This is a genomic window from Amycolatopsis sp. NPDC005003, from assembly GCF_053600695.1.
In genome coordinates, this window is sequence record NZ_JBSGAI010000034.1 from 18,212 (window position 1) to 31,221 (window position 13,010).

A 13,010-nucleotide genomic window follows, 5' to 3' on the forward strand; every position below is an offset into this window, starting at 1 on the left:
GACAATGGACCCATGACGACCTGGGAAGACGTCGTACGCCTGGCCTCGGAACTGCCCGAGGTCGAGGCGTCGACGTGGTACCGCACGCCCGCGCTGAAGGTGGCGGGCAAGGGTTTCGCGCGGCTGCGCACCGAGGCCGAGGGCGGCCTGGTCGTGATGTGCGGGCTCGACGAGAAGGCCGCGTTGCTGGATTCCGGCGACGCGGCCTTCTTCACGACCCCGCACTACGACGGCCACGGCTCGATCATCGTGGACCTGGAGCGCGTGGACGTCGATCAGCTGCGTGAGCTGCTCGAAGAGGCGTGGCGGCTGAAGGCGCCTCGCCGGCTGCTCACTTGAGTTCGCCCTTGAGCAGGCTCATCAGGATCATGTCGTGACGGCGGCCGCCCTCGCCGACGAACGCCTCGCGGTGCCGGCCGTCTTCGGAGAAGCCGACCTTCCGGTAGACGTGCCGGGCGCGTTCGTTCTCCGCGACCACCCAGAGCGTGATCATGTGCAGCCGCATGAAGTCGAAGCCGTAGCGGCACATCACGCGGACGGCGTCGGTGCCGTAGCCGCCGCCGTTGCGGTACTCGGCGTCACCGATGTAGATGTCCAGCTCGGCGTTGCCGATTTCGGGAACGGCGTCGCGCAGGTCGACGATCCCGATCAACCTGCCGTCGGCCTTCGTTTCGATGCCGAGCAGGACCAGCTCGTACTTGTTGACGGGGCGCTCTTCGCAGCGTTTGCGGATCTGCGCGCGCGATCGCGGGTAGTCGTTGGTCATCCACCGGCCGACCTCGGGGTCGTGCACCCAGTCGTAGATCTTGTCCGCGTCCTCCGGTTCGAGCGCGCGCAGCCGGACCAGGTCTCCGTCGATCATGACGTCATGGTGTCGCATCGCGCGGCGGCAGGCGCGCGATTTTTCGGGTGACCCCGGCTCGCGGCCCGAGGTCGCCCGATGGTGGGATGTCACGCATGTCGACCGAATGGCCGCTGCGCCAGGACCCGGAAGGGCCGGTCATCATCGCGCTGGCCCTGGTGAACGACCCCGACGCGCTGGGGTTCGTCGTGCTGGACGACGAGGACGACTGGTTCATCAGCGACGGCACCGAGCTGTCCGACGACGTGCTGGTCAACCGCGAGAGCTTCGGCAAGATGTCGCTGCGCGAAGCCGTCGAACTGCTGCCGCAGCTCGGCGCGCTGGCCGGCCTGCCGACCGGGATGGCCGCCGACTGGGACCCGGAGCGGCGCACCTGGCTGCTCTCGTCGGTGACCGGTTCCGACGACGAGGACGAGGACGTCCGGCTGCTCGCCCAGCGCCGCGCGGCCTGGGAGTTCGAAGGCTCGCCGGACGACGAAGCCCAGATCAGCAGCGGTCTCACCGAGATCCCGACCGGCCCGCAGCAGCCCGTGCGCGCGGTCCGCCAGGTCGTCCGCGAGCAGGACGGCACCTGGCTGTTCGTCGGCTTCGAGGTCCCCGAGGCGGAGGACTTCGAGGTCGAGGGCCTTGAGCTGGAGCACGTGGCGAACCTGTACCCGGACGTGCGCACGGTGCTGAAGGCCGCGCCGGGCCAGGTGTACGACCGCGCGACGCCGGACAGCGACTGGGAACTCGTCGAGGGTTGAAACTTTTCCGGCGCGGTTGTCCCCGGGACGTCCGCGCCGTTCGTCCTTACAGTGAAAGCCGGCGATCGGCGCCGGTCAGGACCTGCGAGGAGCACGACATGCCCCAGTACGCCGCGATCATCTACGCCACGGACATCGACCCGACCACGCCCGAAGCCACGGACATGATGAAGGACTACGACGAGTTCGGCGCGGGGGCGGCCGCGGTGATCCGCGGCGGCGCGGCGCTGTACCCGACGGCGACCGCGACGACGGTCCGCGTCACCGGCGGCAAGGGCGGCGACATCGTCACCAGCGACGGCCCGTACGCGGAGACGAAGGAAGCCCTCACCGGCTTCTACCTGCTCGAATGCGCCGACCTCGACGAAGCGGTCAAGGTCGCGGCGCGCATCCCGGGCGCCTGGGACGGCGCGATCGAGGTCCGGCCGGTCGTCGACTTCGGCAAGTGACCGGCGCCGGGGACGCGGTCGCGCGGCTGGTCCGGGACGAGGGGACCCGGGTTCTGGCCACGCTGGTCCGCGTCACCGGCAGCGTCGACCTGGCCGAAGACGCGGTCCAAGACGCCGTCGTGCGCGCGCTGGAGACGTGGCCGCGCGACGGCGTCCCCGCCAACCCCCGCGGCTGGCTGCTGGTCGCGGCCCGCCACCGCGCGGTGGACGTGGTCCGCCGCGAGGCGAAGCGGCTCGGGAAGGAGGCCGTTGCGATGCCCGCCGTCGACCCGTGCCCGGACCCGGTGGCGGTCCGCGACGACCTGCTGCGGCTGGTCTTCACGTGTTGCCACCCGGCGCTGTCCCTGGACGCCCAGGTGGCTTTGGCGCTTCGGACATTGGGCGGTTTGTCGACCGCGGAGGTCGCCCGCGGCCTGCTGGTACCCGAAGCGACGATGGCCAAGCGGCTGACGCGTGCGAAGCAGAAGATCGCGACCGCTCGTATCCCGTACCGGGTCCCTTCGGCGGAGGAGCTGCCGTCCCGCTTGGCCGGCGTGGCGTCGACGGTGTACTTGATCTTCAACGAGGGCTACACCGGGCGCGTCTCGTTGATCGCCGAGGCCGTCCGCCTGGCCCGCTTGCTGGTTTCGCTGATGCCGGACGAGCCGACGGCGCTGGGGCTGCTGGCCCTGGTGTTGCTGCAGGACGCCCGACGTGCCGCGCGGTTCTCTTCCGGCGTGCCGGTGTTGCTTTCCGTGCAGGACCGTGCGCTGTGGGACGCGGAGCTGATCAAGGAAGGCGTCGAGCTGGTGGGCCGCGGTCTGCGCCGGACACCGTCGACCCCGAACGCGTACGTGGTCCAGGCGGCGATAGCGGCGTGTCACGACTTGGCGCCGTCGTACGCGGAGACGAACTGGGACGCGGTGATTTCCTGGTACGACGTGTTGTTGTCGGTGCAGGACACCCCGGTGGTCCGGCTGAACCGCGCGGCCGCGGTGGCGGAACGGGATGGGCCCGCGTCGGCATTGGCACTGGTGGACGCGTTGCCAGGCCTGGACGACTATCCGTGGTGGCACGCGTCGCGGGCGGAGTTGTTGCACCGCTTGGGTTCCCCGTCGGCCTTCGACGCGTTGGAGCGGGCAGAGGCAACCGGCTTGCCCACCGCGCACGCGGCACACTTGCGACGCCGGTTGGGGCAGCGGTAGCTGTCGGTGTTTTCCTTACCAGACGGTGAAAATCGAGGCCTTGACCGTGCTCCGGACGGACGCGTTCGATGGACGGACGCCCTATCCGAGGAGGCCACCCATGGCCGAACACCAGAACGCCACTCTCATCCGCCGGGGCTACGAGGCATTTTCCGCGGGCGACATCGCCACGCTGTCGGAACTCCTCGCCCCGGACGCCGTGCAGCACATGCCGGGCCACAACGTGTTCTCCGGCGACCACAAAGGCCGCGACGCGATTCTCGCCATGTACGGGCAGCTGGCCGAGCGCAGCGGCGGAACGCTGAAGGTCGAGCTGGAGGAGGTCTACGCGAACGACGAGGAAGTCGTCACCGTCTACCGCTCCACCGGCACCCGCAACGGAAAACAACTGGACACCCGCCACGCCCTGGTCTTCCGTATGCGCGACGGCAAGGCCGCGGAACTGACGGACGTTTCGAGCGACGAAGCCGCCGACGACAATTTCTGGTCCTGACAGTGAAAGCGAAAGGCCCCGGGCTTTTGCGCCCGGGGCCTTTCGCTTGGAGCGGATGACGGGAATCGAACCCGCGTATTCAGCTTGGGAAGCTGATGTTCTACCATTGAACTACATCCGCAGTGCGTCGCCAGCATACACGGCACCGTGATCCCCTTGTCCAGCGCCCTCCTCCTTGACTCGTGCCCTTCATGTGACAACACTTGTTGTCGACTCTGGAGGTGGCTGTCATGGACGAGCCCGAGCTGTTCCGGCAAGGCGGGTTCCGGCTGGCCCAGCGGTTGTTCATCGACGGCGACATCCGGGGTGACGAGCGGCAGGTCGCCCGGCTGCGGGAGTTCGCCCAGGTGCAGGACAAACTCGCCGACGACGTCGTCGCGTGGATGGTGCAGCAGCCCAAAGGGCAGGGGCGCGCCCTCTTCGAAGCGGCGCTGCGGGACCGGGTCCAGGCGACCGGGCCGCTCAAGGACTTCTTCGACCAGGTCGACGCCAAGCCCTACTGGGTCGATGACGAGCGGCTCGAGCGGGGCGCGAAAGCCATCACCCGGGCCGGGCTGCTGGGGCTCTTCCCGCTCGGGGACATGTCGCTGATGGGCGGCTACCTCGCCTCGCGTGCCACGAAATCGCTGGTCGGGACCGGGGAGATCGAATACAAGGCCACGCGGCGGCTCGTCGAGACCGCCGCCTGGTGGATCGATGTCACCACGCCCGGTGCTCTCAAGCACGGTGGGAAGGGGTACGCCGCCGCGCTGCGGATCCGGCTCGTGCACGCCCACGTGCGCGCCGCCATGAACCGGCGGGACGACTGGGACTACGCCGCCTGGGATCGGCCCGTCAACCAGGTGCAGACCGCCGGGACCCTGCTGCTGTTCTCGCTCGTCTACGTCTTCGGCACGCAGCTGCTCGGCCTGCGCTACTCCGCCCGCGAACGCGGTGACATCCTGCACCTCTGGCGCTACATCGGCTGGCTCATGGGCGTCGACGACGAGCTGCTGCCCACCTCCGAAGAGGACGCCTGGCGGCTTCTCTGGCTGCTCGCCGCCACCGAGTTCGTCCCGGACGACGACTCGAAGCGGCTCGCCAAGGCGCTGATCGAGGCCAACGCCGCCGTCGGCGAAGGGCGCGGGGCCGTCGGGAAGGTGCTCTCGCACGTCTCGGTCGCGGTGCACTCGTCGATCAGTCGGCTGGTGCTCGGGAAGGCCAACGCCGACTTCCTCGGCCTGCCGAACGACCCCGTCGCGCAGGCCGCGATCGTCGCCGTCGCCGGGGTGAACTTCGCCGCCGAGACGGTGCGGCGGTTCATCCCCGGGGCCACCGCGCTGCAGGAACGGATCGGCCGGGCCGGGCGCCGCGGGTACGTCAAGCGGCTCGAGAAGATCTTCGCGCCCGACACCACGTACGCGCAGCACATGCGGGCCGCCTGAGCCCACCGGATAGGCTTCGGGCCGTGCTGCTCAGTGACCGTGACCTCCGCAAAGAGCTCGACGCCGGCCGGCTCGGCATCGACCCCTTCGATGCCGGCATGGTCCAGCCGTCCAGCATCGACGTCCGGCTCGACCGGTTCTTCCGCGTCTTCGACAACAGCAAGTACACCCACATCGACCCGCAGCTGCAGCAGGACGAGCTGACCTCGCTGGTCGAGAAGGAGGGCGACGAGCCCTTCGTGCTGCACCCCGGCGAGTTCGTGCTCGGCTCGACGTTCGAGCTCGTCACCCTGGCCGACGACCTGGCCGGCCGCCTCGAGGGCAAGTCCTCGCTCGGCCGCCTCGGGCTGCTCACGCACTCGACCGCCGGGTTCATCGACCCCGGCTTCTCCGGGCACATCACCCTGGAACTGTCGAACGTCGCCAACCTGCCGATCACGCTCTGGCCGGGCATGAAGATCGGCCAGCTGTGCATCTTCCGGCTCTCCAGCTCGGCCGAGCACCCGTACGGCTCCAGCGAAGCCGGGTCCCGCTACCAGGGGCAGCGCGGCCCGACCCCGAGCCGGGCGTACAAGAACTTCCACCGCGTCGACACCTGGCGCTAAGCAGCGACCTTTTCATCCCAGTCGATGTGGTGGTTCCACATGAAGCCGTTCGGGTCTTCGTCGAACGGCTTCGAGAACGCCCGCTTGATGAAGAAGTCGCGGACCACGCGCCCGACCGGGCCGATCACCTTGTCGTCGCCGTTGCGCTTGCCGGCCGCGACCACCGCCTCGACGCGCTCGCGGCGCAGGCCCTCGTAGGCGGCCAGCGCCCGCTCGATGTCCGGCACGTCGCGGAGGCATTTGCCCAGCGTGACGGCGTCTTCGATGGCCATCGAAGCACCCTGGCCCGCCGCCGGTGACGTCGCGTGGGCCGCGTCACCGATGATCACCATGCGGCCGCGGTGCCAGACCGGGACCGTCGGGAAGTCGTACGTCGGCCAGGCCGGGTAGATCTTCCGGGTCGCGCGGATGATCTCGGTCGCCGGCGTCCGGTCGCGGGCCACCAGGTCCAGCAGTTCCTTCCGGAAGTTCTCCCCGGTGAGCGTCCTCAGCTCGGCCTCGGACGGCTCGATCTTGCGGGCCGGGTTCGCGAACCACCAGACGCGGCCGTCCGGGCTGACGACGTGGCAGAAGAACACCCGCCTGCCGAACACCATGTTCAGCACGCCCGGCTCGTCGGGCAGGTCCAGTCCCTCGGCGAACCCGCCGGTGTTCAGCAGCCGGACGTACCGCGGTGACGGCGCGTCCGGGTCGATGATCGTGCGGACCCGGGAGCGGAGGCCGTCGGCGCCGATCAGGAGGTCGCCTTCCGCGTGGGAACCGTCCGCGAACTCCGCGCTGACGTGCGTGTTCGTCTGGCTCGCGCCGGTCAGCCGCTTGCCGTACTCGACGCGGATGCCGCGCCGCACGGCCTCGTCGCGCAACGCGACGTAGAGGTCGGAGCGCAGGACGGTCTGGCTCACCGTGCCGTCCGCGAGGGCGCCGCCCAAGGGGAATTCGGCCAGCCGGGTGCCGTTGCCGAGGCTGATGGACATCCGCGGCGAGTCGAAGCCGACGCTGCGCACGACGTCCTTCAGGCCCAGCGGCAGCAGGGCGTCCAGGCCGTTGACGGCCAGCGTGAGGAAGGCGCCGACACCCTCCGAATCCCGGTCGTAAGCCTCGAAGACCACTGGCTCGTGCCCGGCTTCGTGCAGCGCGATGGCCGTGATCGTGCCCGCGACGCCGCCCCCGATGATCAGTGCCCGTGTCATATCGTTCGTCCCCTCGAATGTCTTAGAAAGTAATTCGTTCTGTCGAACTAAAGACTGGGCTAGGCTGGTCGCCGTGTCAAGCGAGCGAACGGAACTCGTCGAAGAAGTCCTGCTCAGGTCGCGGGAGCTGTCGACGGAGACGGTCATGTTCCACACCGCGATCTCCGAGACCCGGGGGCTGTCGGCGGTGGAGAGCAAGGTCCTGGACTACCTCGCGCGCTTCGGGCCGCAGACGCCCAAGGACCTCGCGCGCCTGTCGGGGCTCGCGCCCGCTTCGGTGACGGCGATGATCGACCGGCTGGAGCGCAAGAGCATCGTCAACCGCGAGCCGCACCCGGAGGACCGGCGCAAGATCCTCATCGCGTTGGACCTGCAGTCCATCGCGGGCGCCGTGCACCTGTGGGACCACCTGGTCAAGGGCATGCACGAGCTCTGCGACCGCTACACCGACGACGAGCTCCGGACGATCATCGGGTTCGTCCAGGCCGCCACCGCCCTCACCCACGAGTCGACGGCGAAGCTGACGGAGTCCACGAACGAGTGAGTTTGAAGGCGGGAAACCGGGTCTCGTGCCACGCTCCCAAGGTCGTCTCGGCCCCGGAGGTGGCGAGGAGTGCCGTTGCCCGAAAGACCGCTTCGCCCGATTCTCGTGCTGGCACTGGTCTTCCTGGTCTCGGCCTTCGTCCCGGCGGCGGGCGCGGCCGCCGCCCCGCCGTTCGCGGTCGGCTACGACGCCGTGATCTACGGCGACTTCGTCTACGCGGGCAACGGCGTCCTGCGCTGCCCGGTCGCGGCCGACGGCGCGCCGACCGCCGGGACGGTCGCCACCCCGGCGGCGTGCGCGAACACCGCCGACCGCAAGGACACCCTGGCCAACGACGATTTCTTCATGCAGTGGGCCGACGTCGACGCCGACCCGGCGACGTTCGACTCGGCGAGCGCGTCGGTGGGCGTCCCGCCGGGAGCGCACGTCGTCTTCGCCCGGCTGAACTGGGCCGGCAGCACAGCCTGCGGTCCGTCGGCTGTCGCACCGCCCGGGATACCCGCGAAGCAGAACATCCGGCTTTCAGTCGGCAGCGCGGAACCCGTGGACATCGCGCCCTCGGGCTACGCCGAAGACGGTGACCACTACTCGGCGCACGCCGACGTGACCGGCCTCTTCGCGAAGGTGCCTCCGGTCTTCGACGTCACGGCCGGGAACGTCTGGGCACCCAAGGGTTTCGACTGCGTGGGTGGCTGGTCGATCGCGCTCGTCTACGCCTACCCGGAGCGCAACGCGGACTACGCGCCGAACAAGCGCAAGGTGGTCGTCTACGACGGTCACGTCCGCCAGACCGCCGACGCCCCGGCTGCCGAAGTGACGATCACCGGCTTCCGCGCCGCGGCGGCCGACGCACACATCGGCGTCACCGCGTACGACGGCGACTGGGGTGCCTCCGGCGACCAGTTCCTGGTCGACGGCACCCCGGCCGCCGAGCCGTCGACCGGCGGCACGTCGAACTTCTTCATCGCCAACGCGGACAACGCCGCGGCGCCGGGCTCGAAGAACAACTTCAGCGTCGACGCCAAGGCGTTCAACGTCGACAGCGTTCCCGCGGGCGCGACGAGCACCAAGCTTGGCTTCGTGACCAGCGGCGACGCCATCCTGGCGCAGAACCTGGCGTTTTCGGTGCCGGTGCCCGAACTCCAGATCGCCGTGCGTGCGCCCCGGCCGAAGGCGCACGCCGGTGAGCCGGTGACGTTCACCGTCGCCGTGACCAACCCGGGCGACGCCCCGGCGTCCGGCGTCGAGGTCGCCGACCCGGCCGCGCCGGCGTGCGCCAAACCGCTCGGCACGCTCGCCCCGCGGCAGACGGTCAGCTACACGTGCACCGCGACCGCGCCGCCCGACGACTTCACCAACACCGCGAAGGTGACCGGCACGAGCGCGCTCGGCGACGCACTCGACGGCGTCGCGAGCGCCCCGGTCGACGTCCTGCACCCCGCGCTGGGCATGACGAAGACGGCCGACCGGCCCGCGTATCGCGCCGGCGAGGTCGCGACCTTCACGATCAAGGTCACGAACACCGGCGACACGGGGCTGTCCGGCCTCCAGGTCACCGACCCGAAGACGCCTTCGTGCGCGCTCACCGGAGCGCTCGCACCGGGCGAAAGCCGCACGACGACGTGCACCGCGAAGGCACCGATCGCCGACGGCGTCAACACGGCGAGCGCGGTGGGCACCGACGAGCTCGGCAAGCAGGTCACGGCGACCGCCGACGCACCCGCGCCGACGATCGCGCCCGCGCTCGAGGTCACCAAGTCGGCGGACCCGCCGGTGATCCACGCCGGGGACGCCGTCACCTGGACGGTCGCGGTCCGCAACACCGGCGACAGCCCGCTGGCACCGGTGAAGCTCACCGACGACACGACGACGGAGTGCGCGCGCACGTTCGCCGGCCTGGCCGCGGGCGCGACCCAGACGTACACGTGCACGGCGAACCCCTCCCGGACCACGACGTCCCAGGTGACGGCGACCGCAGCCGACCTGGCCGGCCAGCCCGTGACGGCCACCGCCTCGGCCACGGTCACGGTGATCACCCCGGCCCTGACGCTCACGAAGGACGCCACACCGGCCATCGCCCGCGCCGGCGACCCGATCACGTTCACGACGACGGTCGCCAACGCCGGCGACACCCCGCTGACCGAGGTGACGGTGGCCGACGACGTCCCGGCGTGCGCCAAGGCGATCGGCGCACTGGCACCGGGCGGGAAGGTCACCTACACGTGCACCGCCCCCGCCCCGCCGGACGACCTCGCCACGAAGGCCACGGCCACGGGCAAGGACCAGCTCGGCCGCGCGGTGAAGGTCACCGACGACGCAGCGGTGGACGTGATCCACCCGGCCGCCAAGCTGGCCGTGCGCGCGACACCGGCCCAGGTCCGCGAAGGCGACACGGTGACGTGGACGATCACCGCGGCCAACACGGGCGACGTGCCGCTGACGGAGGTCGCGGTCGCGGATGCCCAGGTCCCGGCATGTGCCAAGCAGCTCGGCACGCTCCAACCGCGAGCGCAGCAGGAGTACACGTGCACGACGGTCGCGGGCGCGACGGGCTTCGCGAACAAGCCGACGCTGACGGGCACGGACCCGACCACCCGCCCGGTGACGGCCGCCGCCGAGGGGGCGTTCGCGGTCCAGCACCCGGCCGTGGCGATCACGGCCGAGGTGACGGGCGGCCCGTTCCGCGAGGGCGACAAGGTGCCGTTCCGGATCACGGTCCGCAACACCGGCGACGTGCCGCTGACGGGCCTCCGAGTCACCGACGCGCAGGCGAGGGACGGCCGAGCGATCGGCGGGCAGGCCGCGGACGGCCGAGCCACTGGCTCGCAGGTCGCCGACGCGCGAGCTACCGGCGAGTCAGGCCTCGGCGGGCAGGCCGCGGGCACGAGAGCGCTCGGCGAGCACCCCGCCACCCAGCCGGCCGCCGGCGCGCGGGCCACTACCTACGCCGCCCAAGCGCCTGCCGCCCAAGTGCCAGCCACCGGCTGCACCCAGGCCATCGAGGGCATCCTCGAGCCCGGCGCCACCCGCGACTTCGCCTGCACCACCACCGCGCCGGCCGACGACGTCACCCGCACCGTCCGGATCGCCGCCACCCCGCCCGTCGGCGCGGATGTCGCCGCGGCCGGCAGTGCCGCCGTCGATGTCATCCACCCCGCCGTTGCGGTTGCCCGGGCCGTCGATCCCGCCGTCGTGCGCGTCGGCGACACCGTGACCTCGACCATCACCGTCACCAACACCGGTGACAGCGCGCTCCGGGACGTTGCCGTCGCCGATGAGCGTGCCCCTGACTGCACCAAGTCGCTGGGGCGGCTCGAACCGCAGGCGAAGCTCACCTACAGCTGCACCCAAGCCGCCGGTGAGACCGACTTCGCCGCCGTCGCGAAAGTCGTCGGTACTGACGCCACCAACCGTCCGGTGACTGCCGCTGCCGAGGCCGGCGTCGATGTCATCCACCCTGCGATCGCCGTCACCGAGGACGTCGCACCCGCGCGAGTGCGGCAAGGCGATACCGTCACGTTCACCCTCGTCGTCGCGAACACCGGTGATGTCCCGCTGACCGATGTGTCCCTTGTGGACAGTCGGATCCCGGCGTGCGCTCAGTCCATCGGCACCCTCCTTCCCGGCGCCACGCAGCGCCACTTCTGCAAGGTAGACGCCGGCACCGACAGTTTCGTGAGCTCCGCCACCGCAACTGGCACCGATCCGGTGAAACGCCAGGTCAGCGCCACCGACGACGCGGCGTACACCGTGCTGCACCCCGCCCTCGCGCTCACCCAGGACATCCACGGCGGCCCCTTCCGCCCGGGCGACCCCGTCACCGCCACCCTCACCGTCACCAACACCGGCGATGTCCCGCTGACCGCCGTCGACGTCCGAAGCGGGCCCTGTACGAAGACCTTCGACGCGCTCGAACCCGGCGCGAACAAGAACTTCGACTGCACCACGACCGCCCCGGCCGACGACGCGGACAGCGCGGCGAAGGCGACAGCGAATGCCCCGGTCGGCCCACCTGTCACCGCGAAAGACACGGACAAGATCGACGTCATCCACCCGGCCGTGAAGCTCTCGATCGACGCGACACCCCGGATGGTCCGCGCAGGCGACGAAGTCACCTTCACCGTCACCGCGCGCAACACCGGCGACGTCCCGCTGACCGCAGTGTCCGTCGTGGATGAACAGACCACCTGCGCGAACAAGTCCGGCACCATCGCCGCCGGAACGGCGATGACCTACACCTGCACCCGCAAAGCGCCTGACGACGACTTCGGGCAACGTGTCGAGATCACCGGAATTGACCCGAGTGGTCGCACCGTGCAATCGACCGGTGACGCAAAAGTCGACGTCGTTCACCCCGAGATCGCCGTGATGAAAGACGCGGCACCCTACGAAGTCCGGGAAGGCGACACCGTCACGTTTTCGATCCTGGTCAAGAACACCGGTGACGTCCCGCTCGCCGACGTGAGCGTCGTCGACGACCACACCCTGGCGTGTGCGCGAACCGCGGGAGAACTGGCCGTGGACGCCGAAATTTCGTACTCCTGCACAACGACCGCGGGCAAAGTTGGCTTCACGGGCAAAGCAACCGCCTCCGGTCAAGACCCGACCCGTCGTCCGGTGAGTGCGTCCGGTGAAGCGACGTTCGTCGTCCGAATGGGCTGAACGGAGTAACGAGGAAGAGTCCGATTGCCTCGAAATCCCGGCCTGTCGCCGACGGTAAATGTGACCAGTGCGTTCGTAGGGTTCTCGCCTTAATTGTTCCGTGATACGTTCCTGCGCCGTGTCCCCCATTGGTGAACGTGCTCACGTGGTGATGGTGTCACTCAGTGTGCTGCTCGGCGTTTTTTCCGCCGCCGCCGGCACCTGGATGGCCACCGCGGAAGGAAACACCGCCGAGCTCGGCGCCGCGGCGCTCGTCCTGCCGAACGCGCCAGCCGGCGCCGGCAGCGGCAGCGGAACCGACCTCGCCGGCGGCAAGGTCCAGACCACCACCCCCGGTCACCCTGCCGCGCCCACCACCTCGGCCCCCGCCCCGACGACCTCCAGCGCGGAACCGACGCCGACCGAGACGTCGCCGCAGCCGCAGCCGTCGACGTCCGAAGCCGCGCCGCCGCCGAGCACCAAGCCGGCGGCCCGCGTCGCGCCTTCCGTCGCCGCGCAGGTCGTCACCCTGGTCAACGACGAACGCGCGAAGGCGGGCTGCGAGCCGCTGGCCGAGGAATCGCACGTCACCAAGGCCGCGCAGGACTTCAGCGACCAGATGTCGGACGAGAACTTCTTCTCCCACACCAGCCCCGACGGCACCACGTTCGACCAGCGCATCAAGCAGGCCGGGTACTCGAAGCCGGGTGCGGAGAACATCGCGCGCGGGCAGACGTCCGCGGCGCAGGTCATGGACTCCTGGATGAACTCCGAAGGCCACCGCGCCAACATCCTGAACTGCTCGCTCAAGAAGATCGGCGTCGGCGTCACCACCGACGGCTGGTACTGGGTCCAGGACTTCGGCTACTGAA

The 13,010-nt window shown here is 70.0% G+C and carries 12 protein-coding genes and 1 tRNA gene; 10 read left to right on the top strand and 3 right to left on the bottom strand.

Features of this window, described 5'->3' with window-relative positions; translation table 11 throughout:
* Positions 1-12 precede the first annotated feature (12 nt).
* Positions 13-339, top strand: coding sequence for an MmcQ/YjbR family DNA-binding protein (locus tag ACWED2_RS32640; RefSeq protein WP_449694349.1), 327 nt, complete (start codon positions 13-15; stop codon positions 337-339).
* Here the strand turns inward: ACWED2_RS32640 and ACWED2_RS32645 are convergent.
* Entirely contained in the window at positions 332-862 is a 531-nt protein-coding gene (locus tag ACWED2_RS32645; RefSeq protein WP_449694350.1) for a GNAT family N-acetyltransferase, read from the bottom strand. The genes ACWED2_RS32640 and ACWED2_RS32645 overlap by 8 nt on opposite strands.
* Positions 863-957: 95 nt before the next feature.
* Here ACWED2_RS32645 and ACWED2_RS32650 point away from each other — a divergent pair, with 95 nt between their 5' ends.
* The 4 genes from ACWED2_RS32650 (at position 958) to ACWED2_RS32665 (ending at position 3,734) form a co-directional block, all read left to right on the top strand.
* Positions 958-1,608, top strand: coding sequence for a hypothetical protein (locus ACWED2_RS32650; RefSeq protein WP_449694351.1), 651 nt, complete (start codon positions 958-960; stop codon positions 1,606-1,608).
* Between the two features lie 98 nt (positions 1,609-1,706).
* Positions 1,707-2,057 (top strand): YciI family protein, encoded by a 351-nt coding sequence (locus ACWED2_RS32655; protein ID WP_449694352.1) that lies wholly within the window; start codon positions 1,707-1,709, stop codon positions 2,055-2,057.
* Positions 2,054-3,241 (top strand): RNA polymerase sigma factor, encoded by a 1,188-nt coding sequence (locus ACWED2_RS32660; RefSeq protein WP_449694353.1) that lies wholly within the window; start codon positions 2,054-2,056, stop codon positions 3,239-3,241. The genes ACWED2_RS32655 and ACWED2_RS32660 overlap by 4 nt, the downstream gene beginning before the upstream one ends.
* Before the next feature lie 100 nt (positions 3,242-3,341).
* On the top strand, positions 3,342-3,734 hold the full coding sequence (locus tag ACWED2_RS32665; RefSeq protein WP_449694354.1) for a nuclear transport factor 2 family protein: 393 nt from the start codon (positions 3,342-3,344) through the stop codon (positions 3,732-3,734).
* A gap of 47 nt (positions 3,735-3,781) precedes the next feature.
* Here the strand turns inward: ACWED2_RS32665 and ACWED2_RS32670 are convergent.
* A tRNA-Gly gene (locus ACWED2_RS32670) sits at positions 3,782-3,855 on the bottom strand.
* A gap of 109 nt (positions 3,856-3,964) precedes the next feature.
* On the opposite strand from ACWED2_RS32670, the gene ACWED2_RS32675 reads away from it, so the two are divergent.
* Complete coding sequence (locus ACWED2_RS32675; RefSeq protein WP_449694355.1) at positions 3,965-5,158, top strand: oxygenase MpaB family protein; 1,194 nt, start codon at positions 3,965-3,967, stop codon at positions 5,156-5,158.
* Positions 5,159-5,181: 23 nt separating this feature from the next.
* On the top strand, positions 5,182-5,763 hold the full coding sequence (gene dcd, locus ACWED2_RS32680; protein WP_003058109.1) for a dCTP deaminase: 582 nt from the start codon (positions 5,182-5,184) through the stop codon (positions 5,761-5,763).
* Here dcd and ACWED2_RS32685 read toward each other — a convergent pair.
* A complete protein-coding gene (locus tag ACWED2_RS32685) occupies positions 5,760-6,953 on the bottom strand; it encodes an FAD-dependent oxidoreductase (RefSeq protein WP_449694356.1) in 1,194 nt (397 codons plus the stop codon). The two genes, dcd and ACWED2_RS32685, sit on opposite strands and share 4 nt — an antisense overlap.
* A gap of 73 nt (positions 6,954-7,026) precedes the next feature.
* On the opposite strand from ACWED2_RS32685, the gene ACWED2_RS32690 reads away from it, so the two are divergent.
* From ACWED2_RS32690 to ACWED2_RS32700, 3 genes are all read left to right on the top strand, one after another.
* Positions 7,027-7,497, top strand: a complete 471-nt coding sequence (locus ACWED2_RS32690; protein WP_449694357.1) for a MarR family winged helix-turn-helix transcriptional regulator — start codon at positions 7,027-7,029, stop codon at positions 7,495-7,497.
* 105 nt (positions 7,498-7,602) lie between these two features.
* Positions 7,603-12,159 (top strand): DUF7507 domain-containing protein, encoded by a 4,557-nt coding sequence (locus tag ACWED2_RS32695; RefSeq protein ID WP_449694440.1) that lies wholly within the window; start codon positions 7,603-7,605, stop codon positions 12,157-12,159.
* 145 nt (positions 12,160-12,304) lie between these two features.
* Complete coding sequence (locus ACWED2_RS32700) at positions 12,305-13,009, top strand: CAP domain-containing protein (RefSeq protein WP_449694358.1); 705 nt, start codon at positions 12,305-12,307, stop codon at positions 13,007-13,009.
* The last annotated feature ends 1 nt before the right edge of the window (position 13,010 follow it).

Bases quoted from the DNA above. Each gene is read 5' to 3' on its own strand.
- ACWED2_RS32640 (WP_449694349.1), top strand. From the start codon at position 13: ATGACGACCTGGGAAGACGTCGTACGCCTGGCCTCGGAACTGCCCGAG.
- ACWED2_RS32645 (WP_449694350.1), bottom strand. From the start codon at position 862: ATGATCGACGGAGACCTGGTCCGGCTGCGCGCGCTCGAACCGGAGGAC.
- ACWED2_RS32650 (WP_449694351.1), top strand. From the start codon at position 958: ATGTCGACCGAATGGCCGCTGCGCCAGGACCCGGAAGGGCCGGTCATC.
- ACWED2_RS32655 (WP_449694352.1), top strand. From the start codon at position 1,707: ATGCCCCAGTACGCCGCGATCATCTACGCCACGGACATCGACCCGACC.
- ACWED2_RS32665 (WP_449694354.1), top strand. From the start codon at position 3,342: ATGGCCGAACACCAGAACGCCACTCTCATCCGCCGGGGCTACGAGGCA.
- ACWED2_RS32675 (WP_449694355.1), top strand. From the start codon at position 3,965: ATGGACGAGCCCGAGCTGTTCCGGCAAGGCGGGTTCCGGCTGGCCCAG.
- ACWED2_RS32685 (WP_449694356.1), bottom strand. From the start codon at position 6,953: ATGACACGGGCACTGATCATCGGGGGCGGCGTCGCGGGCACGATCACG.